This is a genomic window from Ruegeria sp. YKSF070 (assembly GCF_059612725.1).
Genome location: NZ_JBXWRD010000009.1, coordinates 14,108 through 39,592 on the forward strand (window position 1 = coordinate 14,108; position 25,485 = coordinate 39,592).

At 65.6% G+C, this 25,485-nt stretch carries 26 protein-coding genes; 16 read left to right on the forward strand and 10 right to left on the reverse strand.

Annotated elements, in window-relative coordinates:
* Positions 1-8: 8 nt before the first annotated feature.
* The 7 genes from AC2FL1_RS06810 to moaA form a co-directional block, all read right to left on the reverse strand.
* Positions 9-950 carry an ABC transporter permease gene (locus AC2FL1_RS06810; RefSeq protein WP_234163107.1) on the reverse strand — a complete coding sequence of 314 codons (942 nt, stop codon included), beginning with the start codon at positions 948-950 and terminating at the stop codon, positions 9-11.
* On the reverse strand, positions 950-2,020 hold the full coding sequence (locus AC2FL1_RS06815) for an ABC transporter permease (RefSeq protein WP_496825040.1): 1,071 nt from the start codon (positions 2,018-2,020) through the stop codon (positions 950-952). Before AC2FL1_RS06815 ends, AC2FL1_RS06810 begins: the two co-directional genes overlap by 1 nt.
* Positions 2,020-3,537 carry an ABC transporter ATP-binding protein gene (locus AC2FL1_RS06820; RefSeq protein WP_496824559.1) on the reverse strand — a complete coding sequence of 506 codons (1,518 nt, stop codon included), beginning with the start codon at positions 3,535-3,537 and terminating at the stop codon, positions 2,020-2,022. Before AC2FL1_RS06820 ends, AC2FL1_RS06815 begins: the two co-directional genes overlap by 1 nt.
* A 42-nt stretch (positions 3,538-3,579) precedes the next feature.
* Positions 3,580-4,569 (reverse strand): BMP family protein, encoded by a 990-nt coding sequence (locus tag AC2FL1_RS06825; protein WP_496876393.1) that lies wholly within the window; start codon positions 4,567-4,569, stop codon positions 3,580-3,582.
* Positions 4,570-4,697: 128 nt separating this feature from the next.
* On the reverse strand, positions 4,698-5,753 hold the full coding sequence (locus AC2FL1_RS06830; RefSeq protein WP_496824556.1) for a glycosyltransferase family 4 protein: 1,056 nt from the start codon (positions 5,751-5,753) through the stop codon (positions 4,698-4,700).
* Positions 5,753-7,051 (reverse strand): 3-deoxy-D-manno-octulosonic acid transferase, encoded by a 1,299-nt coding sequence (locus AC2FL1_RS06835; protein WP_496824554.1) that lies wholly within the window; start codon positions 7,049-7,051, stop codon positions 5,753-5,755. Before AC2FL1_RS06835 ends, AC2FL1_RS06830 begins: the two co-directional genes overlap by 1 nt.
* A gap of 3 nt (positions 7,052-7,054) precedes the next feature.
* Positions 7,055-8,062, reverse strand: a complete 1,008-nt coding sequence (gene moaA, locus AC2FL1_RS06840; RefSeq protein WP_496876394.1) for a GTP 3',8-cyclase MoaA — start codon at positions 8,060-8,062, stop codon at positions 7,055-7,057.
* 91 nt (positions 8,063-8,153) lie between these two features.
* Here moaA and AC2FL1_RS06845 point away from each other — a divergent pair, with 91 nt between their 5' ends.
* Entirely contained in the window at positions 8,154-8,606 is a 453-nt protein-coding gene (locus AC2FL1_RS06845) for a hypothetical protein (RefSeq protein ID WP_496876395.1), read from the forward strand.
* Here the strand turns inward: AC2FL1_RS06845 and AC2FL1_RS06850 are convergent.
* Both AC2FL1_RS06850 and glmU read right to left on the reverse strand, forming a co-directional pair.
* The gene (locus tag AC2FL1_RS06850) at positions 8,594-9,280 is read right to left on the reverse strand and encodes a DNA alkylation repair protein (protein ID WP_496876482.1); all 687 of its coding nucleotides are present in this window, start codon (positions 9,278-9,280) and stop codon (positions 8,594-8,596) included. The two genes, AC2FL1_RS06845 and AC2FL1_RS06850, sit on opposite strands and share 13 nt — an antisense overlap.
* Positions 9,281-9,356: 76 nt before the next feature.
* Positions 9,357-10,709 carry a bifunctional UDP-N-acetylglucosamine diphosphorylase/glucosamine-1-phosphate N-acetyltransferase GlmU gene (glmU, locus tag AC2FL1_RS06855; protein ID WP_234169429.1) on the reverse strand — a complete coding sequence of 451 codons (1,353 nt, stop codon included), beginning with the start codon at positions 10,707-10,709 and terminating at the stop codon, positions 9,357-9,359.
* A gap of 118 nt (positions 10,710-10,827) precedes the next feature.
* On the opposite strand from glmU, the gene AC2FL1_RS06860 reads away from it, so the two are divergent.
* From AC2FL1_RS06860 to AC2FL1_RS06870, 3 genes are all read left to right on the forward strand, one after another.
* Entirely contained in the window at positions 10,828-11,490 is a 663-nt protein-coding gene (locus AC2FL1_RS06860) for an HAD-IA family hydrolase (RefSeq protein ID WP_496876396.1), read from the forward strand.
* 73 nt (positions 11,491-11,563) lie between these two features.
* Positions 11,564-12,754, forward strand: a complete 1,191-nt coding sequence (locus AC2FL1_RS06865; protein WP_496876397.1) for a DegT/DnrJ/EryC1/StrS family aminotransferase — start codon at positions 11,564-11,566, stop codon at positions 12,752-12,754.
* A 154-nt stretch (positions 12,755-12,908) separates the two neighbouring features.
* Positions 12,909-14,072 (forward strand): isovaleryl-CoA dehydrogenase, encoded by a 1,164-nt coding sequence (locus tag AC2FL1_RS06870; RefSeq protein ID WP_496824544.1) that lies wholly within the window; start codon positions 12,909-12,911, stop codon positions 14,070-14,072.
* A gap of 60 nt (positions 14,073-14,132) precedes the next feature.
* Here AC2FL1_RS06870 and AC2FL1_RS06875 read toward each other — a convergent pair whose 3' ends face one another.
* The gene (locus AC2FL1_RS06875; protein WP_496876398.1) at positions 14,133-14,738 is read right to left on the reverse strand and encodes an OmpW/AlkL family protein; all 606 of its coding nucleotides are present in this window, start codon (positions 14,736-14,738) and stop codon (positions 14,133-14,135) included.
* A gap of 167 nt (positions 14,739-14,905) precedes the next feature.
* Between AC2FL1_RS06875 and AC2FL1_RS06880 the strand changes: the two genes are divergently transcribed.
* The 12 genes from AC2FL1_RS06880 (at position 14,906) to AC2FL1_RS06935 (ending at position 25,471) form a co-directional block, all read left to right on the forward strand.
* Positions 14,906-16,438 (forward strand): AMP-binding protein, encoded by a 1,533-nt coding sequence (locus AC2FL1_RS06880; protein ID WP_496876399.1) that lies wholly within the window; start codon positions 14,906-14,908, stop codon positions 16,436-16,438.
* Positions 16,435-18,039, forward strand: coding sequence for a carboxyl transferase domain-containing protein (locus AC2FL1_RS06885; protein WP_496876400.1), 1,605 nt, complete (start codon positions 16,435-16,437; stop codon positions 18,037-18,039). Before AC2FL1_RS06880 ends, AC2FL1_RS06885 begins: the two co-directional genes overlap by 4 nt.
* 112 nt (positions 18,040-18,151) lie before the next feature.
* On the forward strand, positions 18,152-20,089 hold the full coding sequence (locus AC2FL1_RS06890) for an acetyl/propionyl/methylcrotonyl-CoA carboxylase subunit alpha (RefSeq protein ID WP_496876401.1): 1,938 nt from the start codon (positions 18,152-18,154) through the stop codon (positions 20,087-20,089).
* 65 nt (positions 20,090-20,154) lie between these two features.
* On the forward strand, positions 20,155-21,009 hold the full coding sequence (locus AC2FL1_RS06895; RefSeq protein ID WP_496876402.1) for a hydroxymethylglutaryl-CoA lyase: 855 nt from the start codon (positions 20,155-20,157) through the stop codon (positions 21,007-21,009).
* Positions 21,010-21,075: 66 nt separating this feature from the next.
* On the forward strand, positions 21,076-21,858 hold the full coding sequence (locus AC2FL1_RS06900) for a crotonase/enoyl-CoA hydratase family protein (RefSeq protein WP_496876403.1): 783 nt from the start codon (positions 21,076-21,078) through the stop codon (positions 21,856-21,858).
* A 191-nt stretch (positions 21,859-22,049) separates the two neighbouring features.
* Positions 22,050-22,415, forward strand: coding sequence for an NADH-quinone oxidoreductase subunit A (locus AC2FL1_RS06905; RefSeq protein WP_011048485.1), 366 nt, complete (start codon positions 22,050-22,052; stop codon positions 22,413-22,415).
* A complete protein-coding gene (locus tag AC2FL1_RS06910; RefSeq protein ID WP_030003237.1) occupies positions 22,406-22,939 on the forward strand; it encodes a NuoB/complex I 20 kDa subunit family protein in 534 nt (177 codons plus the stop codon). Before AC2FL1_RS06905 ends, AC2FL1_RS06910 begins: the two co-directional genes overlap by 10 nt.
* A 12-nt stretch (positions 22,940-22,951) precedes the next feature.
* Positions 22,952-23,554, forward strand: a complete 603-nt coding sequence (locus tag AC2FL1_RS06915; RefSeq protein ID WP_496876404.1) for an NADH-quinone oxidoreductase subunit C — start codon at positions 22,952-22,954, stop codon at positions 23,552-23,554.
* Positions 23,555-23,557: 3 nt separating this feature from the next.
* Positions 23,558-23,731 carry a hypothetical protein gene (locus AC2FL1_RS06920; protein ID WP_496824532.1) on the forward strand — a complete coding sequence of 58 codons (174 nt, stop codon included), beginning with the start codon at positions 23,558-23,560 and terminating at the stop codon, positions 23,729-23,731.
* 1 nt (position 23,732) lies between these two features.
* Positions 23,733-23,870 (forward strand): hypothetical protein, encoded by a 138-nt coding sequence (locus AC2FL1_RS06925; protein WP_496876405.1) that lies wholly within the window; start codon positions 23,733-23,735, stop codon positions 23,868-23,870.
* 78 nt (positions 23,871-23,948) lie between these two features.
* Entirely contained in the window at positions 23,949-25,163 is a 1,215-nt protein-coding gene (locus AC2FL1_RS06930) for an NADH-quinone oxidoreductase subunit D (protein ID WP_234139054.1), read from the forward strand.
* Entirely contained in the window at positions 25,160-25,471 is a 312-nt protein-coding gene (locus AC2FL1_RS06935; RefSeq protein ID WP_496824528.1) for a hypothetical protein, read from the forward strand. Before AC2FL1_RS06930 ends, AC2FL1_RS06935 begins: the two co-directional genes overlap by 4 nt.
* Positions 25,472-25,485: the final 14 nt, after the last annotated feature.

The window sequence follows — 25,485 nt, forward strand, 5'->3', positions numbered from 1 at the left end:
GCAGGCTCCTATCGTTGGCCCTTGAACCAGGGTTGCAGCAATGCGCGCGGATAGTCGGCAGAGCGCGCGGCGATGACAAGGGCGATGATCGAAAGGATATAGGGGGCCATCAGGAACACCTGTCCCGGCACCAGCGCGCCCATCTCGGTCTGCAACCGGACCTGAAGCGCATCGAAGGCGCCAAACAGGAGCGCCCCGAACAGCGCCTTGCCCGGTCGCCAGCTGGCAAAGATCACCAGCGCGATACAGACCCAGCCGCGCCCGTTGACCATGCCGAAAAAGAAGGCGTCGAACGCGCTCATCGTCAGGAAGGCGCCGCCAAGCGCCATCAGCGCCGAGCCCGCCACGATGGCACCGATCCGCAGCCCATAGACAGACAGGCCCTGCGCATCGACACTGTCGGGATTGTCTCCCACCGCCTGAATGGCCACCCCCAGCGCGGTGCGGTTCAGCACGTACCAGACCAGTCCCACCATCATCAGTGCCAGCCAGGTCAGCGCGGTCTGCTGAAACAGTACCGGCCCGAGGAAGGGCAGATCGGACAGCACCGGCAGGTCCAGCGGCTGAAACGGCTCGATCCGGGGCGGCGACGAGACATTGGGCAGCGCGGTGCGATAGGTGAAATAGCTGACCGAAGTGGCAAACAGGGTGATGCCAAGGCCCGAGACGTGTTGCGACAGGCCCAGCGGAACGGTCAGGATCGCGTGCAACAGGCCAAAAAAGGCCCCGGCCAGTGCCGCCACCAACACGCCGCCCCACAGGCCCGCGCCCAGCCAGACTGCCATCCAGCCGCACATGGCGCCGACCACGAATATCCCCTCGATACCAAGGTTCAGCACGCCTGCGCGTTCACAGATCAGCGCGCCCAGCACGCCGAATATCAACGGGGTCGCGATCCGCAGGCTTGCGGCCCAGAAGCTTTCGCTGAGCAGGATGTTCAAGATGTCCATCATGACGCGGCCCTTCCCGTGCCCGAGCGGATGATCCGGTAGCGGGCGATGAAGCCGCCCACCAGAACGCAGAGCAGCGACATCGACACCACCAGATCGGCCAGGAACGAGGACACGCCCATTGCCCGGCTCATGCTGTCGGCGCCGACAAAGACCGAGGCGATGAAGAGGGCGGCGATGACAACCCCCACCGGCGACAGGCCCGCCAGCATGGCCACCACGATGCCGGTATAACCGAAACCGGGCGACAGATCGGCGGTCAGATAGCCCTTGAGGCCCGCGACCTCGCTGACGCCCGCCAGCCCGGCCAGTCCGCCCGAGATGATCGCCACGCCAAACAGCGAACGGTTGACGTTGATCCCGGCATGGCGGGCGGCGGCGGCGTTCTCGCCCACCGCGCGCAGCCGGAACCCCCAGACCGAGCGCGCCAGCATGAACTGCGCCACTGCGGCCAGTACCAGCGCCAGGATCAGCCCGGAATGCACCCGCATCCGGTCCATCAGTGGCGGCAGCATGCCCTGGTCGAGGATAGGCGCCGATTGCGGCCAGCCCAGCCCCATCGGATCCTTGAGCGGTCCTTCAAGCATCATTTGCAGGAAAATCAGGATGATGAAGTTCAACAGAAGCGTGGTCACCACCTCGTCGGCGCCAAAGCGCGATTTCAGGTAGGTCGGCACCGCCATGCCCGCCGCCCCGGCCGCAGCGCCAAGGATCACGATCAGCGGCACCAGCACCAGCCCCGGCAGGTCGAGCCAGCCGGCGCCGACCGCCACCGCCGCCATCGCACCGAGGTAGAGCTGACCCTCGGCCCCGATGTTCCAGAGCTTGGCGCGAAAGGCCAGGGCGGCGGCCAGCCCGGTAAAGATCAGCGGTGTCGCGCGGGTCAGCATTTCGGACACGGCAAAGACCGAGCCAAAGACGCCCTTGACCATCTCGCCATAGGCGGCGATCGGGTTGGCGCCCGCCGCCATCAGCGGAATGGCCGCAAAGGCCAGCGCGATCACGGCAGAAAGCACCGGAATACCCAGGTCCATGGTGCGCGACCTGTTTTGGCGCGGTTCAATCCGGATCATGCCGCCTCTCCTGCCATCATCAATCCAATCCGCTCGCGGTCATGGCTGCCGGTCTCGACGATCTGGCCGTCGCGGATCACCACCACCCGGTCGGCTAGGCCCAGGATTTCGTCCAGATCCTCCGAGATCAGCACGATCCCGGCGCCGCGTTCGCGCGCCTCGAGCAGGCGCCGCCCGACCTCGGCCGCCGCCCCCATGTCCAGACCGCGTGTCGGCTGGTTGGCCAGGATCAGGCGGGGCGCGCGTTCGAACACCCGCGCCAGGATCAGTTTCTGGATATTGCCACCAGAGAGCAGCCGCGCAGGTGCCGTGACGCCCGGACCGCGCACGTCATAGGCACGGGCCAGTTCGTCGGCATGGGTCGCGATCGCCTCGCGCCGGAGCAGCCCGCGCGATTGCACCTGCGGGTCGTCCAGCCGTTCGATCACCATGTTCTCGGCCACGCTCATTGCGCCGACAATGCCCTCGTGATGGCGGTCCTCGGGGATGCGCCCGACACCGGCGCGCACCATCCTGGCGGGAGAGGGGCGGGGGATCTCGCTCCCATCCACCCGGATATGCCCTGCGGTGGGGACCGAAAGGCCCGATATCACGTTGGCCAGCGCGCTTTGCCCGTTGCCCGAGATGCCGGCAACACCCAGGATTTCATGGGCATGTACGGTCAGATCGGCCTGTTTCAGGCTGTCGCGCTGGGACCGGCCCGCGACCGACACCCCCTGCAAATGCAGCACCGGGGCACCCGGCGCCATGGCGCTGCGCGCGATGCGGGGCGTGTCTGCGCCCACCATCATGCGGGCAATCGCCGCCTCGTCGGCCTCGGACGTGGCCATCTCGCCCACCTTGCGCCCATGGCGCAGCACCGCGATCCGGTCGGAAAAGGCCAGCACCTCGCGCAGCTTGTGCGAGATGAATATCACCGACAGGCCCTCGGCCGTCATCGCCTTGATGCTGGCAAACAGCGTATCGGCCTCTTGTGGGGTCAGCACCGCGGTGGGTTCGTCCAGAACCAGGATACGGGCATCGCGATAAAGCGCCTTGAGGATCTCGACCCGCTGTCGCTCGCCCACGGAAAGGCGGCCCACCGGCACGTTCAGCGGTGCCTTGAGCCCGCTATGGGTCATGATCGCCTCGATCCGCGTCCGCGCGCCGCGCCGGTCGCGGCGGATCGCACGCAGCGGCTCGGCGCCCAGCGTGATGTTGTCGAGCGCGTTCAGGTTCTCGGCCAGGGTGAAATGCTGGTGTACCATGCCCACGCCGGCGGCCAGCGCCGCCTGCGGATGGCCCAGCGGCAGGGGCGCAAGATGCCCGGCCTCGTCCGCCACCTCGACCGTTCCCGCGTCGGGCAGGTAATGCCCGAACAGCATGTTCATCAGCGTGGTCTTGCCCGCGCCGTTTTCGCCCAGCAGCGCCAGCACCTCGCCGCGCGCCAGCGACAGGCTGACATCGTCATTGGCCACCACCGGGCCAAAGCGCTTGCTGAGCCCGTTCAGCCTGAGAACCGTTCTATCTGTCATGGGGAAACGGGTCGGCGGTCGCGCCCGCCGGCCCTGCTTTCATCAGTTGTCCGAGACCGGGCGGTCATCGTTCACGTTAACACGGAACAGACCATCCAGAATCTCGGCTTCCTTGGCCTTGACCGCCGTGATGGTTTCCGGCGCGACCAGGCTCTCGTCCATCACCAGCGAGCCGCCGCCATAGGCCATGAAGCTGTACTGGCCGTAATCGGCAGCCTCGAAACTGCCTCCGGCGACGTTTTCGATCGCCTTGTCGATGGTGGCCTCCATGTGCCACAGCGCCGAGGCGATGATGGTACCGGGATAGTCGCCCGAGGTGTCGATCACGTTGCCGACCGCCTTAACGCCGCGCTCGACCGCGGCATCGGAGACGCCGAAGCGTTCGGCATACATCACATCCGCGCCCGCATCCATCATGGCAAAGGCGCTTTCCTTGGCCTTGGGCGGATCATACCAGCTGTCGATGAAATTGACGATGAACTTGACATCGGGATTGACCGAGCGCGCGCCGTCCATGAACGCATGCATCAGCCGGTTCACCTCGGGGATGGCATAGCCCCCGACCATGCCGATCACGTTCGATTCGGTGGCGGCCCCGGCCACCATGCCGGTCAGATAGCTGGGTTCGTGGATCCAGTTGTCGAAGACCGAGAAATTCGGTGCCACCGGCCCGAAGGACGATCCCATCAGAAAGGCGGTGTCGGGATAGTCCTTGGCCACCTTGCGCGCGGCGCGTTCCAGACCGAACACCTCGCCCACGATCAGTTGGGCACCCTGTTCGGCATATTCGCGCATTACCCTTTCATAATCGGTATTTGCGACGTTTTCCGAGAAGGCATATTCGATATCGCCGCGGTCGGCGGCGGTGTTCAGCGCCTTGTGAATGCGGCTGATCCACTGCTGTTCCACCGGCAGCGTGTAGATGGCCGCGACCTTGACCTTTTCGGCGGCGGCGGCCCCCGCCGTCATCAGCGCCGAGGCTGCGACGGCCGCAGCAAGCATGACCCTGCGCGTGATTGATGTGTTCTTCATGATCCTCTCCTGCTTTTTTCAGGAAGCGGAGCATTATTTTACCGATTAGTCAATTTTTTCACGCAGGCACGTTGGTAAACCGGGCTTGAATTCGGCCGTCCTGCCTCCGGTTTGCGCATCTGGCCGGGTCAGGCCTTGGGGGCAGCCTGCGACCAGAGCTGTTGATAGACTTCCTCGATCCCCGCGGCCTCGCGCGCGGCGCTGAAATTCTCGACCGCGATTTCACGGGCGGCAAGGGCGGCGGCACCGTGGACATCCTCGTCGGCCAGCAGGGCGCGGGCGGCCTCGGCCCCCTGGGCCGCGTTTTCAAGCGGTACCACCCGCCCGGTACGGCCCTGGGCCGAGAATTCGCGAAAGAATCCGGTGTCCGAGCCGACAAAGGGTACGCCCGAGGCCATCGCTTCGAGCGGGACCATGCCGTATCCCTCGTATCGCGGCAGTTGCACCACCAGCGATAGGGCGCGCATCAGGTCCGGCAGGCGGTTGGGCGGCACCTCGTCGATGAAACGGATGCGGTCGATCATGCCGGCGCGCTGCACCTTGTCCTTGAGGGTCAGGGCGAATTTCTGATGCTCCTTGGTGGCGCGGCCCACCACCAGCGCCACCGCGCCCGGCATATCAGGCAAAAGGCGCAGCATCGCTTCGACAAACAGGTCGGTGCCCTTCTCCGGGCGCACCCGCCCGATGGTGGCAATGCCGAAGTCGCCGCCATAGCCCTGCGCCGCCCAGGCGGCGGGGCGGTCGGGGGCGGGGGTGAAGCGGTCGGTATCGACGCCATGGGGCACCACTGCGCGCACATGCGGGACAAAGCTTGCCGCTGCGTCCGAGGTGGCCACTACCGCGTCCATCCGGCTGATCAGCCAGCACGGAAAGGCCGAATGCCGCCGGATCGCGGCCGAGGTAAAGACGATGCGGATCGGCAGGCGCAGCACGTCGCGCGCCCAGATCGCGGTGTGCATTTCGGGGTTGCGGCGCACATGCCAGATGGCAAAGGGCTTGCCCGGCGGTGGCGTGCGTGAGAGCGCGCGCGCGGCGCGGGCGCTGATCGGTGCGGGGCAGCCGGGCAGGGCGTGGCCCACCAGCGCCAGATCGTGGCTTTGGACCTGCTGGCGGATCACATTTGCCGCCGTGGCCGAGACGCCGGTGAAGTTGCGGTTGAAATTGGTGACGAAGAGATCGGGCATCAGTCCAGTCCCAGCCGGGTTGTCAGGGTGTCGATGACACCCTCAAGCGCGGTTTCTTGCGCGGCGACCAGCGCGCGGGCCTGGGTGCGGGCGGTGTCAAACGCCTCTGCATCGTCAAGCCAGCGGCGGACGGCTCGGGCCAGCGGAGCGGCGCCTGTCACCTCTATGGCGCCACCGCTCGCAATCAATGGTTGATAGGTTTCGGCAAAGTTGAAATAGCCCGGCCCGGTGATCACCGCCGCGCCCGCCTGGGCCGGTTCGAACGGGTTGTGGCCGCCGATCTCGCGCAGCGAGCCGCCGAGGAAGACCAGCGGGCAAAGCGCGTACCAGGTGCCGGTCTCGCCCAGCGTGTCGGCCAGATAGATCTGTGTCGTGGAGGTGATCCGCTCGCCGCTGCTGCGGCGGGCGGAGGTGAGTCCGGCACCTGTTATCAGCGCCGACACTTCAGTGCCGCGCTCGGGGTGGCGCGGGATCAACAGCAGCAACAGTTCAGGGTGGTCGGCCAGCAATTGGCGATGTGCTTCCAGCACCACCTCCTCCTCACCCTGATGGGTGGAACTGGCGACCCAGACCGGGCGGGGGCCGATGGCGGCACGCATCTCTGTCAGCAGGGCGGCATCGACCGGCAGCGGCCCCGCCATAGCCTTGAGGTTGGTGCCGGGCGTGACCCGCGCCGGGTCGGCGCCCATGGCGATCAGGTTGTCGGCGGTCTGCTGGTTCTGGGTCAGGAACAGGCGGAAACGGTCCAGCAGGAATCGCGCTGTATCCGGGAAACGTTGCCAGCCGCGTACCGATTTCTCGGACAGGCGGGCATTCAAGAGGGCCAGCGGCACGCCCTCGCGGGCACCCTCGACGATCATGCGCGGCCAAAGCTCGCTTTCGACGAACACCGCCGCGTCGGGGCGCCAGTGGCGATAGAACCGCGCCACCGGGCCGGGCCCATCGAGCGGCGCGAACTGGTGGCGGCAGCGCGGCGGCATCCGCCGCGCGATCAGATCGGCCGAGGTGGGCGTACCCGAGGTGATCAGGAATTCGAGGTTTGGCAGGCGCTCGCCCATGCGGGTGATCAGTCGCAGCACAGACAGGCTTTCGCCGACGCTGGCGGCATGGAACCACACAAGTTGCCCGGGCGGGCGTGGTAGGCTGGCATGGCCCAGCCTTTCGTGTTGACGCTCCAGCGGCACATCGGCGCGGCTCAGCTTTTTGCGGACGGCGCGCCATGCAAACGGAACCAGCACCGACGAGGCCGCGCGGTACAGATGATAGAGCGGGGTCGGCGTCAGGCCGGGGCCGGACATGCGTCAGCCGCCCGTGTGGCTCATATGCCGGGACATCCTGCCGTCGACCTGCTGGCGGGAATAGTCGAAATCATGGCCCTTGGGTTTCAGCCCGATGGCGGCACGGATCGCCTGTTCCAGCGGCTCCTCGCCGCCCGGGTGGTCGCGCAAAGGCTTGCGCAGATCGGCCATGTCCTCTTGGCCGAGGCACATATACAGCTCACCGGTGCAGGTCAGCCGCACCCGGTTGCAGCTTTCGCAGAAATTATGGCTGAGCGGTGTGATGAAGCCGATCTTTTGCCCGGTCTCCTCCAGCCGCACGTAGCGCGCCGGGCCACCGGTGCGTTCGGACAGGTCGGTGACGCGGTAATGGTTTTCATACTCCGCGCGCACGTCCTTGAGCGACCAGAACTGGCCCAGCCTGTTCTCGTTGCCGATATCACCCATCGGCATGACCTCGATCCAGGTCAGGTCCATGTCACGCTCGGCGCACCATTCGGTGATGCGCGGCAGTTCTTCCTCGTTGAAGCCCTTGAGCGCGACCGCGTTGATCTTGATCCTGAGGCCCGCGCGCTGGGCCGCGTCGATGCCGCGCAGCACCTGCGGCAGGCGGCCCCAGCGGGTGATGTCGGCGAATTTCTGATCGTCCAGCGTATCAAGCGAGACATTCACCCGGCGCACGCCTGCGGCATAAAGCTGATCGGCAAAGCGTTCCAATTGCGAGCCATTGGTGGTCAGCGTCAGTTCTTTCAGCGCACCGCTGTCCAGATGCCGGGTCATGCCGTTGAAAAAGGTCATGATCTCGCGACGCACCAGCGGCTCGCCACCGGTGATGCGCAGCTTCTCCACTCCCATGCGCACAAAGGTCGAGCACATGCGGTCCAGCTCTTCAAGCGTCAGCAGCTCTTTCTTGGGCAGAAAGGTCATGTTTTCCGACATGCAATAGACGCAGCGAAAATCGCAGCGGTCCGTGACGGAAACACGCAGATAGGTGATGGCGCGCGCGAAAGGGTCGATCAGTGGAGCTGTCATGGCGACATAGGTAAAGCGGGTCGCTGCCAGCGGCAAGGGCGATGTGGGTTTGGGCTGGCGCAGGCCCGCTCTCTGGCGCTAGGGTCGGGCCATGAGATACCTGGTTCTGATTTCCCTCGTGGCGCTGGCGGGCTGTGACCGCGTGCGCACCACCACCGACAAGCTGTTCGGGGGCGACAAGGCCCCGGAAACCACCGCCGCGCCGCAGGCCGAAACCGCGCCTGAAGAGGCGGTCGAGGCCGCAACGCCCGAGGCCGAAACCGCCGCGCCACCTGCCGACATCCTTCCCGGATGGGAGGGCGCGCGCCAGACCGTGGCCGGTCTGGGCGATCCCACGATTCCGGGCCGCTGGATGGAGACCGCGCTGGTCGAGCAGGAGCGCAACGGCCGCGTGGTGGTGCGAAAGACCGGCGCCACCGCCCATGTCACGCTGATTCCTGCAGGAGGCGATCCGGGCAGCGGCAGCCGCCTGTCGCTTGACGCGATGCGGGCGCTCTTGGCACCGATCGACGAACTGGTCGAGCTTGACGTCTATTCCAACTGAGCCCTCAGGTATTTGCCCGCCTCCTTGCGGGCAAATGCCTTCATGGCGGGGCCGTGTTCGGCCAGAAAGGCGCGCACCGCTTCGGGATCGTGCTTGGAATGGTCGCGCAGCCACCAGGCCACGGATTTCTGGATGAACCAGTCTCGGTCGGACACATAGCCCGCCGCCCATCCCAGGATACGGTCGCGCGCGGCGGTATCGGCGGGTTTGGGGTTGCTCATCTTGGCCCAGGGCAGGGTGGCCACCAGCGCGGCGCGCCGGGTCCACATATGGTCCGAGCGGATCCAGCCCTCGACCTGGTCCAGCCGCGCCGGATCGGCCACCAGCCGTTTCTGCATCGCCATCGCCGCATGATCGGCAATTGCCCAGGCATCGAAATCGGGCAGCCATGACAGCAGCAGGTCCCAGACCGCGTCGTCGGGGCGGATGCGAGCCTGGGTCAAAAGCTTGGCCGCAGCCACCCGCGCCTCGTGGATATCGGTCTGCCAAAGCGCCTTGGCCAGCGCCACCCGGTCGGGAACAGCCAACTGTTGCCGCCAGTCCCGGCTTAGATCGTTCAGCACCGGGTTGGCGACCCCCAGATAGACGCGCGGAGCCTTGTGATAGGCGGCCATCTCGGCGGCGCGTTCGGGGTCGGCATGGGCGCGGATCCGGTCGAGATAGGGGCTGAGCATGGCGTCCTCCACGGCTGGGGTAGTGACAACCGGCGCGGGCGCCGGTTGTCGTGAACCTGTCGCAGGCAGAGGCGCGTCAGGTGTCTTTCTGCTTGCGGGCCTTCTTGGCGCGCAGCATGTCGAACAGCTTGCGCGCGCGGTCGGGCTTGTTCTCCTGCTTGGTGCGGGCAACGGCCAGCGCGTCCGGTTCCACATCGCGGGTGACCACGGTGCCGGTCGCGGTCATCGCGCCGTCGCCCAGGGTGACCGGCGCCACCAGCATCGTGTTCGAGCCGATAAAGACATTGGCGCCGATGGTGGTGCGGTGCTTCATCACGCCGTCATAATTGCAGGTGATGGTCCCGGCACCGATATTGCTGTTCGCGCCGATGCTGGCATCGCCGATATAGGTCAGGTGGTTGACCTTGGCGCCCTCGCCGATCTCGGCATTCTTGATCTCGACGAAATTGCCGATGCGGGCATTCTCGGCCAGTTCGGCGCCGGGGCGCAGGCGGGCATAGGGGCCGACCACCGCGCCTTGGCTGACATGGCAGCCCTCGAGATGCGAGAAGGCGCGGATGGTGGCGCCGCTTTCCACCGTGACGCCGGGGCCGAACACCACGTTGGGCTCAATCACCGTGTCGCGTCCGATCACCGTATCGGCGGCCAGATAAACGGTGTCCGGCGCCATCAGGGTGACGCCCAGATCCAGCAACTCGGCCCGGGCGCGCTCCTGAAAGATCGCGTCTGCCGCTGCCAGATCGGCGCGCGAGTTGACGCCCAGCGTCTGCGCCTCGTCACAGGCCACCGCAGTCACCGCCAGCCCCTGTTTGCGCGCGATCTCGACCACGTCGGTCAGGTAATACTCGCCCGAGGCATTGTCATTGCCCACCGCCGCGATGAGGCCGAACAGGGTTTCCGCGTTGCAGGCCAAAAGGCCCGAGTTGCAGAAGCGGATCGCGCGCTCGGTTTCGGTGGCATCCTTGAACTCGACGATCCGTTCCAGGCTGTCGCCCTGCATCACGAGGCGACCATACCGGGCGGGGTCGGCGGCCTCGAACCCGAGGATGACCAGGTCGTGGGTCTTGCGGGCGGCCAGCATCCGCTCCAGCGTGTCGGGTTGCAGAAAGGGCGTGTCGCCATAGAGCACGACCACATCACCCGCGAACCCTTCGAGCGCGGCACGGGCCTGATCGACCGCGTGGGCGGTGCCCAGCTGCTCCTCTTGCAGGACAACCGTTGCGCCCTCGTCCTCGGCCAGAGCGGCGGCGCGCACGGCTTCGGCGCCATGACCGGCTACGATCACGGTGCGCTCAGGCTCCAGCACGGCGCCCGCGCGCATGGCATGAACCAGCATAGGGGCGTGGGCGATGGGGTGCAGAACCTTGGGAAGATCGGATTTCATCCGGGTTCCCTTGCCTGCGGCGAGAATGACCAATGCAGTGCTCATAATGCGTTTTCTCTTTAGTTTTCCTAGCGCCCGTTTTATCCGCTGGGACCACAGGCGCAAGCGATAGTGCGGGCGGGTAAAGATGGACAGGGCGGAGCACCGCCCGGAAAGGGGCGGTATGCGCACGGTGATCTTCGATCTGGACGGCACGCTGGCCGATACCTCGGGTGATCTGCTGGCCGCGGCCAATCACTGTTTTCGCGACATGGGGCTGGGCGATGTGCTGGTGCCGGGGCAGGATGCGGGTATCGCGCTCCGGGGTGGGCGGATGATGCTGACGCGCGGGTTGGAGCGCGCGGGCGTCTATGACGCGGCCACCGTTGACCGCTATTACCCGGTGCTGCTGGAGGCCTATCGCGCGGCGATCGACCATCACAGTTTCCTCTATCCCGGCGCGATGGAGGCGGTCGAGGACCTGCGCAGGCGGGGATATGGCGTCGGCATCTGCACCAACAAACCCGAGGCGCTGGCCGATCTGCTGTTGCAACGGCTGGGGGTGCGCGAGACCTTTGCGGCGCTGATCGGTGCCGATACGCTGCCGGTGCGCAAACCCGATCCCGAACCGCTGCGCGCCGCCGCGCGGGCGGCGGGGGGCGATCCGGCGGCCTGCGTTCTGGTGGGCGACAGCGATACCGACCGCAACACTGCGCGCGCCGCAGGTGTACCCACGATCCTTGTGACCTTCGGCCCTTCGGGGGCCGATATGGCGGCGCTGGAACCCGAGGCACTGCTGGACCGGTTCGAGGACCTGCCGCAGGTGGTGAGCCGGCTGATCGGATAAAACCCGATTTGGCCTTTGCAAAACTGCATCTCGGCTCTTGACCACCTGTCGGGCGCCGCCTCAGATACCAGCCATGACAGAGATATTCTCGGGTAGTTTCACCCAGCAGGAACCCATTCCGGACGAGGCGATCGAGGCGGCACTGGCGGTGCTGCGTCATGGCCGGTTGCACCGGTACAATCTAGCCAAGGGCGAGTTGGGCGAGACCGCCCTGCTGGAGCAGGAATTCGCCGCCCAGACCGGCGCGCGCTATTGCCTGGCGGTGGCCTCGGGCGGCTATGCGCTCGCCACCGCGTTGCGCGCTGCGGGGGTGGGGCCCGGCGATGCGGTGCTGACCAATGCCTTTACGCTCGCGCCGGTGCCCGGCGCCATCGCCTCGGTGGGCGCGCGGCCCGTGTTTGTGGGCGTGACCGAGAGCCTGACCATCGACCTTGACGATCTGGCCGCCAAGGCAGGCGCGGCGCGGGTGCTGATGCTGAGCCACATGCGCGGGCATCTGTGCGACATGGACCGGCTGATGCAGATCTGCGACGCGGCCGGGATCACCGTGATCGAGGATTGCGCCCATACGATGGGCGCGGCGTGGAACGGTGTGCCTTCGGGCCGGCAGGGCGCGGTCGGCTGCTATTCCTGCCAGACCTACAAGCACGTGAACTCGGGCGAGGGTGGTCTGCTGGTCACTGATGACGAAGAGATTGCGGCGCGGGCGGTGATGCTTTCGGGCTCTTATATGTTGTACGAGCGCCATCTGGCGGCGCCGGGGCCCGAGGTGTTCGAGCGCATCAAGTACCACACCCCCAATATCTCGGGCCGGATGGACAATCTGCGCGCCGCCATCCTGCGGCCGCAGTTGCGTGCGCTGGATGCGCAGGTGGCACGCTGGAACGAACGCTATCAGAGGATCGAGGCGGGGCTGCGCGGCACACCCGGCCTGAGTGTGATCGAGCGGCCCGAGGCCGAGACTTATGTCGGCTCGTCCATCCAGTTCCTGCTGCTCGACTGGGCGGCGGACAAGGTGCAGGAGGTGCTGCGCCGCTGTATTGCCCGTGGGGTCGAGCTGAAATGGTTCGGCACGCCTGAACCTGTGGGCTTTACCTCGCGCTATGACAGCTGGCGCTATGCCGAGAGCGCGCCGATGCCTGCCAGCGATAGGGTGCTGGCCGGGATCGTCGACATGCGGGTGCCGCTGACCTTCAGCCTCGAGGATTGCGATCTGATCGCGCGCATCATCCGGGCCGAGGTGGGGACGGTCCACCAGTCCTGACGTCGCGAAACGCCGCAAAGCCGCAAAGGCGCCGTTCCGCAAGGGGCGGCGCCTTTGCCGTCATGCTTCATATGCAGGAATCGTTGACGGGTGAGGAAAACGCTGGTATCGCCTTTATTGAACAGTTGTTCATTAATGCGGAGAGGAGAGCGCGATGTTCGCAGCTACCATGCAATTCGATCTGGGCGAGGACGTGAACGCGCTGCGCGACATGGTGCATCGCTGGGCGCAGGAGCGGGTTCGCCCGATGGCCGCCGAGATCGACCAGACCAACGAGTTTCCCAACGAGCTGTGGCGCGAGATGGGCGAGCTGGGCCTGTTGGGTATCACCGTGCCCGAGGAGTTCGGCGGCGCCGGCATGTCTTATCTGGCGCATGTGGTGGCGGTCGAAGAGATCGCGCGCGCCAGCGCTTCGGTCAGCCTCAGCTACGGCGCGCATTCCAACCTCTGCGTCAACCAGATCAAGCTGAACGGCAATGACGAGCAAAAGCGCAAATACCTGCCGGGCCTGGTCTCGGGCGAGCATGTGGGCGCGCTGGCCATGTCCGAGGCGGGCGCTGGGTCGGACGTGGTGTCGATGAAGCTGCGCGCCGAAAAGCGCAACGACCACTACCGTCTGAACGGCAACAAGTACTGGATCACCAACGGCCCAGACGCCGATACGCTGGTGGTCTATGCCAAGACCGACCCCGAGGCCGGCAGCAAGGGCATCACCGCCTTTCTGATCGAAAAGTCGATGAAGGGGTTCTCGACCTCCAAGCATTTCGACAAGATGGGCATGCGCGGCTCGAACACCGCCGAGCTGGTGTTCGAGGATGTCGAAGTGCCGTTTGAAAACGTGCTGGGCCAGGAGGGGCGTGGCGTTGCCGTGCTGATGTCGGGTCTCGATTACGAACGCGTGGTGCTGGCTGGCATCGGCACCGGCATCATGGCCGCCTGTCTGGACGAGATCATGCCCTATATGGCCGAGCGCAAGCAGTTCGGCAAACCGATCGGCTCGTTCCAGTTGATGCAGGGCAAGATCGCCGACATGTACACGGCGATGAATTCGGCCCGTGCCTATATCTACGAGGTGGCCAAGGCCTGTGACCGGGGCGACGTGACCCGTCAGGACGCCGCTGCCTGCTGTCTCTATGCCAGCGAACAGGCAATGGTGCAGGCGCATCAGGCGGTGCAGGCCATGGGCGGCGCGGGCTTCCTGTCGGACAGCGCGGTCAGCCGCATCTTCCGCGATGCCAAGCTGATGGAGATCGGCGCCGGTACCTCGGAGATCCGCCGCATGCTGATCGGCCGCGAACTGATGAACACGGTGCTCTGAGAACACAAACGGCCCGCAAGCCGAGGGAACTTGCGGGCCGCCTGTCTTGCCGAGGAGGGATCAGAACCGATGCACGTACTGGACGCCGATCACCAGCGGGTCGATCTCGGCCGTGCCGATTGCGGCACCGTTCAGGGTGGCGTCGGTTTCGAGGTTGATCCAGCGTGCGTTCAGACGCAGCGCGCCCCGGTCGCTGATCTGATAATCGAGGCCCGCGTTGATCGCGACACCGAAACTGTCATCCAGTTTGAGCGTGCCCAGTGGCGAGCTTTCCTCGAAGAAGGTGGTGTAGTTCACACCAATACCCAGATAGGGCTTCCACGCCGAATTGGTCGGGAAGTGATAGTTCAGCGACAGGGTGGGCGGAAGGTGCTTGACGGTCCCGGCAAAGCCGATACCGCTGATCGAGACGTCATGCTTGAAGGGCGTGGCTGCCAGCAACTCGATACCCAGATTGTCACGGATGAAGTATTCGACGGTAAAGATCCCCTGGGTGTTGTCGTCGACGGTGGCCGCGCCACCGGCCAGGGTGCCGTTGTTGGATTTGGGGTTCACATAGCCCACCCCGACACCTACGGTCCAATCGCCCTGAGATTGGGCCGCGAGTGGTCCGGCAAGGGTGACGAGAGCTGTGGAAAGCGCCAAGGCAGCAGCGATACGTGTCATGTGGGTACCTTTGTTTTAAGTGACGCTCCAATTTTGAGCACGGACATATGCAAATTCCCTGATCTGGATCAAAATACAGGCGAATTTCACCCCGTAACCAATTACGTTCATTTGAGAAGCACGTTTCAAAGCCCTTCTTTAGAAGGGATTTTGTGGGGTCGGGTCCTATGACATTCTCCGTGCGCATACCGGGTCTGCGCCCTGATGGCGGCTGGGACCTGCCCAAGCGTCTGAACATGGCGCGGCAATGCCTGTCGCAACCTGCCGACGCGCTGGCCATCATCGACCTGACCGGGCCCGCGCGGCGCGACATCACCCATGGGGATCTGACCGGGATGGTGCAGGGGCTGGCGCGGGCGCTGATGCCGCGCGTTGCGCCGGGGGACCGGGTCGGCGTGCTGCTCAGCCAATCGCCCTGGTGCGCGGCGGCGCATCTGGCGCTCTGGCATATCGGCGCCATTTCGGTGCCGCTGTTCAAGCTGTTCCAGCAGGACGCGCTGCGCAGCCGTCTGGAGGATTCCGGCGCCCGTCTGGTGCTGACCGATGCCGAGGGCGCCGCCCTGCTGGGCGATCTGGCGACCCCGTTGATGGCGGCCGAGATCGGGCTGCCCGGCGAAGCGGCGCCGCAGGCCGATACAAGGCCCGATGATCCGGCGGTGCTGATCTATACTTCGGGCACCACGGGCCGGGCCAAGGGCGCGCTGCATGGTCACCGGGTGCTGACCGGCCATTTGCCGGGCGTTTCGATCAGCCACAACCACCTGCGTCCGGGCGATTGCCTGTGGACGCCTGCCGACTGGGCCTGGATCGGTGGTCTGTTCGACGTGCTGATGCCGGGTCTGGCGCTGGGCATTCCGGTGGTGGCCGCGCGGCTGGACAAGTTCAGCGCAGGGGCCTGCGCCGATGTGATCACGCGGGGCGGGGTCAGGAACGTGTTCTTTCCGCCCACCGCGCTCCGCATGCTGAAAGCGGCGGATCAGGCACTTCCCGGCCTGCGCTCGGTCGCCTCGGGCGGCGAGCCGCTGGGGGCCGAGATGTTGGCCTGGGGCGAGGGCGCCTTTGGCCTGACGATCAACGAATTTTACGGCCAGACCGAATGCAACATGACCGTGTCCTCCTGTGCCGCCGATTTCCCGGTGCGCCCGGGCTGTATCGGCCAGCCGGTGCCGGGGCACGAGGTTGCGGTGATCGACGACACGGGCCAGCCCACAAAGGGCGAGGGTGATGTCGCCGTGCGGCGCGGCTCGGCCTCGATGCTGCTGGAATACTGGCGTAACCCGGCGGCCACCGCCGAAAAGTTCCGCGGCGATTGGCTGATCACCGGCGACCGCGGCGTGTGGGAGGGCGACTACCTGCGCTTTGTCGGGCGCGAGGATGACGTGATCACCTCGGCCGGCTACCGCATCGGCCCGGCAGAGATCGAGGATTGTCTGCTGACCCATCCGGGCGTCGCGACGGTGGGCGTGGTGGGGAAGCCCGACCCGCTCAGAACCGAGATCGTCAAGGCCTATGTGGTGCTGAAACCGGGCGCCCGGGCCAGCGCAGAAGAGCTGCAAGCCTGGGTCAAGGACCGGCTTGCCCAATATTCATACCCGCGCGAGGTGGCGTTTCTGGAGGCGCTGCCGATGACGGTGACAGGCAAAGTGATCCGCAAGGAATTGAAGCGCCGCGCAGCGGCAGAACTGGAGGCCAATCCATGAAACTCACATCCAAGGCCATGCCCGCCTCCGAGGGCTTCAAGGCGAACCGCGCCGCGCATCTGCAGGCGCTGGCGCAGATCGGGGCGGCGGCCGAGGCCGCGCGCCTGGGTGGCGGCGAGAAATCGCGGGCCCGCCACGAAAGCCGGGGCAAGATGCTGCCGCGCCGCCGGGTGGCCAACCTGCTCGACGCAGGCTCGCCCTTCCTCGAAATCGGCGCCACCGCCGCCCATGACATGTATGACAACGCGGCCCCTGCCGCCGGTGTCGTCGCGGGCATTGGCCGGGTCGAGGGGCAGGAGGTCATGGTCGTCTGCAACGACGCCACGGTAAAGGGCGGCACCTATTACCCGATGACGGTCAAGAAACACCTGCGCGCGCAGGAGATCGCCGAGGAAAACAACCTGCCCTGCATCTATCTGGTGGACAGTGGCGGCGCCAACCTGCCCAACCAGGACGAGGTGTTCCCGGACCGCGACCACTTTGGCCGCATCTTCTATAATCAGGCGAGGATGAGCGCCAAGGGCATCCCGCAGATTGCGGTGGTGATGGGATCGTGCACCGCAGGTGGCGCTTATGTTCCGGCGATGTCCGACGTCACCATCATCGTCAAGGAACAGGGCACCATCTTTCTGGCCGGTCCGCCACTGGTCAAGGCCGCCACCGGCGAGGTGGTCAGCGCCGAGGATCTGGGCGGCGGTGATGTGCACACCCGCCTGTCGGGCGTGGCCGATTACCTGGCTGAGGATGACGCCCATGCGCTGGCGCTGGCGCGCCGCGCCGTGCGCTCGCTCAACCGCCGCAAGCCGCTGACGGTGGACTGGGCCAGCCCCGAGGAACCGGCTTATGACCCCGAGGAGATCCTGGGCGTGGTGCCCGCCGATCTGAAAACCCCCTATGACATCCGAGAGGTGATCGCGCGGCTGGTCGACGGTTCGCGTTTTGACGAGTTCAAGCCGCGCTTTGGCGAGACCATTGTCTGCGGTTTTGCCCATCTCAAGGGCTGCCCGATCGGTATCATCGCCAATAATGGTGTGATCTTCAGCGAGGCGGCGCAGAAGGCCGCGCATTTCGTGGAACTGTGCAGCCAGCGCAAGATCCCGCTGGTATTCCTGCAAAACATCACCGGTTTCATGGTGGGCCGCAAATACGAAAACGAAGGCATCGCGCGCCACGGCGCCAAGATGGTGACGGCGGTCGCCACCACCAGCGTGCCCAAGATCACCATGCTGGTGGGCGGCTCGTTCGGGGCGGGCAACTATGGCATGGCGGGGCGGGCCTATCAGCCCCGCTTCCTGTGGACCTGGCCGAACAGCCGCATTTCGGTGATGGGCGGCGAGCAGGCGGCAGGTGTGCTCGCCACCGTCAAGCGCGACGGGATCGAACGGCAGGGCGGCAGCTGGTCGGCCGAGGAAGAGGCTGAATTCAAGCGCCCGACGCTGGAAATGTTCGAGCGCCAGTCGCATCCGCTCTATGCCAGTGCCCGGCTTTGGGATGACGGCATCATCGACCCGCGCAAATCCCGCGATGTGCTGGCGCTGTCGCTCAGCGCTGCGCTGAATGCCCCAATCGAGGACACGCGGTTCGGCGTGTTCCGGATGTGATCCTCGTTTCGCAGGAAATATTCCGGGGGCGCAGTAGCCGCACCATTGGGTCGATCCCAATGGCGACGGACATCGCCCCCGAACCGACCCTTGAGTCAAAAGGACCGACCCCATGTTCGACAAGATCCTGATTGCCAATCGCGGCGAGATCGCCTGCCGCGTGATGGAAACCGCGCAGCGCATGGGCGTCGCCTGTGTCGCGGTCTATTCCGATGCCGATGCCGGCGCCAAACATGTGGCGATGGCCGACGAGGCGGTGCATATCGGCGGCCCGGCCCCCGCCGACAGTTACCTCAAGGGCGATGTGATCATCGCTGCCGCGCTGGAAACCGGTGCGCAGGCCATTCATCCCGGCTATGGCTTCCTGTCAGAAAATCCCGATTTCGTGGACGCGGTGGAGGCGGCGGGGCTTACCTTCATCGGTCCCTCGGCCAGCGCGATCCGGGCGATGGGCCTCAAGGACGCCGCCAAGGCGCTGATGCACGAGGCGGGCGTGCCCGTGGTGCCCGGCTATCACGGCGACAACCAGGACCCCGAGCATCTGGCGGGCGCCGCCGATACCATCGGCTATCCGGTGCTGATCAAGGCGGTCGCGGGCGGCGGCGGCAAGGGCATGCGCCTGGTCGAGCGTCCGCAGGATTTCGCCGCCGCGCTCGACAGCGCCCGGGGCGAGGCCAGAACCGCCTTTGGCAATGACGCGGTGCTGGTCGAGAAATTCGTGTCCAAGCCGCGCCATATCGAGGTGCAGGTATTCGGCGACGGCACCCATGCGGTGCATCTGTTCGAACGCGACTGCTCGCTGCAACGCCGCCACCAGAAGGTGATCGAGGAGGCGCCCGCGCCCGGCATGACCGAGGACATGCGCGCCGCGATGGGGCAGGCGGGCGTGCGCGCCGCCGAGGCCATCGGTTACAAGGGCGCGGGGACGGTCGAGTTCATCGTCGACGCCTCCGACGGGCTGCGCGCCGACCGGTTCTGGTTCATGGAGATGAACACCCGCCTGCAGGTCGAACATCCGGTGACCGAGGCGATCACCGGCGTCGATCTGGTGGAATGGCAGCTGCGTGTCGCTGCGGGTGAGAGCCTGCCCGCCCGGCAGGAGGAACTGTCCATCACCGGCCACGCCTTCGAGGCGCGGCTTTATGCCGAGGATGTGCCCAAGGGGTTTCTGCCCGCCACCGGCACGCTCAGCCATCTGGCCTTTCCCGAGGGCTGCCGCGCCGATAGCGGCGTGCGCGCGGGCGACACCATCAGCCCCTGGTACGATCCGATGATCTCGAAGGTGATCGTGCACGGGCCCACCCGCGCGGTGGCGCTGTCACGGCTGGACCGGGCGCTGGCGGGGACGCAGGTGGGCGGCACCGTCACCAACCTGGCCTTTCTTGGTGCGCTGACCCGGCATGCGGGCTTTGCCGCTGGCGATGTGGATACGGGCCTGATCGGGCGCGATATCGACGCGCTGGTCGCGGCCCCCGCGCCCGAGCCGCGCCATGTGGCCGCCGCCGCCATGGCGGTGCTGGGACTGGCCGGGGATCAGGCCGAGCAGGGCTTTACCCTCTGGGCGCCGCTGCACCGGGCAATCACGCTTGGCTGGCAGGGTGAGGAGCTTGCCGCCGATGTGCAGGTCGAGGGACGTGACCGCCAGCTTTGGCAGATCGGCGCGGATCAGGTGGTGGCCGAACGGCGCGACGGGCGCTGGCGCATCGGCGGGCGGGCGATGCCCGATGTGTCGGTCGCGGGGGGCGTGGCCACCGTGTTCGACGGCTATGGCCTGCCCTTCGACATCATCGACCCGCTAGAGCGCGACAGCAGTGCCGGTGGTGATACAAACGTGGTGCTGGCGCCGATGCCGGGCCTGGTCAAGGCGGTCTTTGCCAGCGCCGGTCAGTCGGTGAAGGAGGGTGACCGCCTCGCCATCCTGGAGGCGATGAAGATGGAACATTCGCTGCTGGCCGCCCGCGACGGGGTGGTGGCCGAGGTTTTGGCCGAGGCCGGCGCCCAGGTCGAGGCCGGTGCCGCGCTGGTGCGTCTGGAAGAGGAAGAGGCTTGACGCGCCGCCGCGGACATGCGGCGGTGGGGCAGGTGAACTGAGCGCAACGGGACAGGAGTGCGGCGATGGGCGATTGGGTCGAAATCTTCGAGATGGGGCCGCGCGACGGGCTTCAGAACGAGAAACGCGAGATTCCGGTGGCCGAGAAGGTGGCGCTGGTCGATTGCCTCAGCCGGGCCGGGTTCCGCCGGATCGAAGTGGCCAGCTTCGTCTCGCCCAAATGGGTGCCGCAGATGGCCGGGTCTGCCGAGGTGCTGGCCGGGATCGCCCGCGCCGAGGGGGTGCGCTATGCGGCGCTGACCCCGAACATGCGCGGATATGAAGATGCGCTGGCGGCGCGTGCAGACGAGATTGCGGTCTTTGCCTCGGCATCCGAGGGCTTTTCCAAGGCCAATATCAACGCCACCATCGAAGAGAGCATCGCACGGTTCGAACCGATTCTCGAGGCCGCGCGCCATATCGACCTGCCGGTGCGGGGCTATGTGTCCTGCGTGACCGACTGCCCCTATGATGGCGCGGTGGCGCCCGAGAAGGTGGCCGAGGTGGCCGACCGGCTGTTCGCGTTGGGTTGTTACGAGATCTCGCTGGGCGACACGATCGGGCAGGCGACCCCGGACAAGATCGCGCGCATGCTGCTGGCGGTGCGCGAGCGGGTGCCGGTCTCGCGGCTGGCAGGGCATTACCACGACACGGCGGGACGGGCGCTGGCCAATATCGACGCCTCGCTGGCGCTGGGCGTGCGGGTTTTCGATGCTGCAGTGGGCGGCTTGGGCGGCTGCCCCTATGCGCCGGGCGCGGCGGGCAATGTGGCGACCGAGGCGGTCGCGGCGCATCTGGAGCGGCTGGGCTACCAGACCGGGCTCGACATGGATGTGATCGCCGAAGCGGCAGAGATGGCACGCGCCATGCGCACCGGGTGAGACCCGGAATTCTGCAAGAATTCCGGCCCGTTTTCCGTGCCGGAAAACGGTTCTGAAGGAGAGGTCATGTACGAAACCATCACCATCGATACGGATGCGCGCGGGGTTGCCACCCTGACGCTCGACCGGGCGGAGAAACACAATGCCATGTCGGCGCAGATGCTGGCCGATCTCAGCGCTGCCGCCGCCCGGCTGGCCACTGACGACGCGGTGCGAGTCGTGGTGCTGACCGGCGCCGGCAAAAGCTTCTGCGCCGGTGGCGACCTGGGCTGGATGCAGGCGCAGATGGCCGCCGATGCCGAAACCCGGTTTGTCGAGGCGCGCAAGCTGGCCGAGATGCTGCAGTCGCTCAACAGCCTGCCCAAGCCGCTGATCGGCGCGGTGCAGGGCAATGCCTTTGGCGGCGGCGTCGGCATGGCCAGCGTCTGCGATATCGCCATCGGGGTCGACACGCTAAAGATGGGCCTGACCGAGACCCGGCTGGGCATCATCCCCGCCACCATCGGCCCTTATGTCATCGCCCGCATGGGCGAGGCGCGCGCGCGCCGCGTCTTCATGTCGGGGCGCCTGTTCGGGGCCGCCGAAGCGGTGGAACTGGGTCTGCTCGCCCGCGCGGTGCCTGCCGAAAATCTTGCCGCCGCGATCGAGGCCGAGGTCACGCCTTATCTGGCCTGCGCCCCCGGCGCCGTCGCCTCGGCCAAGGCGCTGATCCGCGATCTGGGACCGCGCGTCGACGATGCCGTCATCGACCGCACCATCCGTGCGCTGGTCGACCGCTGGGAGACCGACGAGGCCCGCGAGGGAATCGGCGCCTTTTTCGACAAGCGCAAACCTGCATGGAACACTTAGGTTTGATCTCCTGTCGATCACCAGTGCCTGACCGAAAATATGCCTGAAAACCGATACCTGCTGCGTCGAAATATGCGCGGCAGGACGCGTTCGTTCAGTTGACCCTCTGAGCGGGCACGGGTAGAGAAGGTCCAGTCAACACGCCAATTGACGGCGCGTCCCCGACCGGGCGCGCAGGAAAGGAGCCACTCGTGGAAGAGCTGTTGCGGGAATACCTCCCGATCCTGGTGTTTCTGGCCGTCGCCGCTGGCCTTGGACTTGTCCTGATTCTCGCCGCCGTCGTGCTGGCGGTCCGCAATCCCGATCCCGAAAAGGTCAGCGCCTATGAATGCGGCTTCAACGCATTCGATGACGCGCGGATGAAATTCGATGTCCGGTTCTATCTGGTGTCGATCCTGTTCATCATTTTCGACCTCGAGATCGCTTTCCTGTTTCCCTGGGCCGTCGGCTTCAAGGACATGAGCGATGTGGGCTTCTGGTCGATGATGGTGTTCTTGGGCGTGCTGACCATCGGCTTTGCCTATGAATGGAAGAAAGGGGCGCTGGAATGGCAGTGATGACGGGTGCCAACACCGCGGGCGTCGACAAGGAAGTCGCCACCCAGGCCCTGAACGCCGAGTTGCAGGACAAGGGTTTCCTGCTGACCTCGACCGAGGACATCATCAATTGGGCGCGCACCGGGTCGCTGCACTGGATGACATTCGGTCTGGCCTGCTGTGCGGTCGAGATGATGCATACCTCGATGCCGCGCTATGACGCCGAACGGTTCGGCATCGCGCCGCGTGCGTCGCCGCGCCAGTCGGACGTAATGATCGTGGCCGGCACGCTGACCAACAAGATGGCGCCCGCGCTGCGCAAGGTCTATGACCAGATGCCCGAGCCGCGCTACGTGATCTCGATGGGCTCCTGCGCGAATGGCGGCGGTTATTACCACTACAGCTATTCCGTGGTGCGTGGCTGCGACCGGATCGTGCCGGTGGATATCTACGTACCGGGTTGTCCGCCGACCGCCGAGGCGCTGCTGTATGGTCTGTTGCAACTGCAACGCAAGATCCGCCGCACCGGCACAATCGTGCGCTGAGGAGAGAGCGAAATGAGCGACGCACTCAGAGAACTGGGCACCCATCTGGAGCTGAAACGCGCCGACTGCATCCTGTCCTGGGATGTGACCTTTGGCGAGCTGAATGTGGATGTGGCGCCGTCGAACCTGGTCGATTTCGTGGATTTCCTGCGCTCGGACAGCAGCTGCCGCTTCTCGACGCTGGTCGATATCACCGCCGTGGACTATCCCGAACGGGCCAAGCGTTTCGACGTGGTCTATCACTTCCTCAGCATGTACCAGAACCAGCGCATCCGCCTGCGGGTCTCGATCCGCGAAGAGGATATGGTGCCTTCGATCACCGGTGTGCATCCCTCGGCCAACTGGTTCGAGCGCGAGGTGTTCGACATGTTCGGCATCCTGTTCACCGGCCACCCGGACCTGCGTCGCATCCTGACGGATTACGGGTTCCGGGGCTATCCGCTGCGCAAGGATTTCCCAACCACCGGCTATACCGAGGTCCGCTATGACGAGGCGGAAAAGCGGGTTGTCTATGAACCCGTGAGCTTGGTGCAGGAATATCGGCAGTTCGATTTCATGTCCCCGTGGGAAGGCGCCGATTACATCCTTCCGGGAGACGAGAAGAAAGAGGGCTAAGCCATGGAGTTCCTGATCTGGATTGCATTGGCGGTCGCGACGATCATCCCGATGATCAAGCTGCTGCCGCATTTCGGGATCAACCGGAACTGGGCCTTTGCCTGCGTGATCTCACCGGTGGTCATCGTGCTGCTTTGGATCATGGCCATGAAGCTGCAAGAGATGGAGCGCCGCTGACATGCTGACGATCCTGGGGGAACTGGCCGCGCTGGCGGCGCTGGGACTGGCCCTGGCGGGTGCTGCGGCCAAGGCGGCGCAGGCAGAACGGGCCCGCGTGCGGGCCACGGCAAAACGGAATTCGCGGGCGCGTCGCTGACGCCCGCATGGGCCGCGCCCGATGGGGCCGGTACGACACGACAAGCCGGGCAGGGCGCCCGGACAGGAGAGACAGATGATGGATGGCGGCAAGGGCTTCGAGGACGCGCTGACAGGCGAGCAGAAGATCCGCAACTTCAACATCAACTTCGGCCCCCAGCACCCGGCGGCGCATGGCGTGCTGCGGATGGTGCTGGAACTGGACGGCGAGATCGTCGAACGTTGCGATCCGCATATCGGCCTTTTGCATCGCGGCACCGAAAAGCTGATGGAAAGCCGCACCTACCTGCAAAACCTGCCCTATTTCGACCGGCTCGACTATGTGGCGCCGATGAACCAGGAACATGCCTGGTGTCTTGCCATTGAAAAGCTGACGGGTGTCGAGGTGCCGCGTCGCGCCAGCCTGATCCGGGTGCTGTATTCCGAGATCGGCCGTATCCTGAACCACCTGTTGAACGTGACCACCCAGGCGATGGACGTGGGCGCGCTGACGCCGCCGCTCTGGGGGTTCGAAGAGCGTGAAAAACTGATGATCTTTTACGAGCGGGCCTGTGGCGCCCGCCTGCACGCGGCCTATTTCCGGCCCGGCGGCGTGCATCAGGACCTGCCCGATGCGCTGTTGGACGATATCGAGGCGTGGAGCCATACCTTCCCCAAGGTGCTCGACGATATTGACGGGCTGTTGACCGAGAACCGTATCTTCAAGCAGCGCAACTGTGATATCGGCGTGGTGAACGAGGAAGAGATCCTGCAATACGGATTCTCGGGCGTGATGGTGCGCGGCTCGGGCCTGGCCTGGGATTTGCGCCGTGCACAACCCTATGAATGCTATGACGAATTCGAATTCCAGGTGCCGGTGGGCAAGAACGGCGACTGTTACGACCGTTACCTCTGCCGGATGGAAGAGATGCGCCAGTCGATCTCGATCATCCGACAGGCCATTGCCAAGCTGCGCGACTGCCCCGGCGACGTGCTGGCGCGGGGCAAGCTGACGCCGCCGAAACGCGGTGACATGAAGACCTCGATGGAAAGCCTGATCCATCACTTCAAGCTTTACACCGAAGGGTTCCACGTGCCCGCAGGCGAGGTCTATGCCGCCGTCGAGGCGCCCAAGGGCGAGTTTGGCGTCTATCTGGTGGCCGATGGCACCAACAAACCCTATCGCTCCAAGATCCGGGCACCGGGCTATCTGCATCTTCAGGCGATGGACCATGTCGCCAAGGGCCACCAGCTGGCTGACGTCGCCGCCATCATCGGCACGATGGACGTTGTGTTCGGGGAGATCGACAGATGAGCCCGATGCGATCCACTTTGATCGGAATGGGGGTGCTGGCTGCGCTGGCCGCCTGTGACGTGGCGCCCACGGGCGAGGGCAGCACGGGCGTGATCACCGGCGAGATGCGCGACGATTATCTGGACGCTGTGGCGAGCGTCGGCTGCGTGCTGCGGGACGAACGCCAATATGGCGCGGTCGATTTTCAGGCCGGTCTGAGCCGCGAGCAGACGCTGGCGATCACCGCGAATTATCTGTCGAGAGGCAAGGCGGAACGGGTGGGGGATGGTAACTCCATCCGGATCAACACCGGGCCCTGTGCCGCGTAACGGGAATTAGAAGG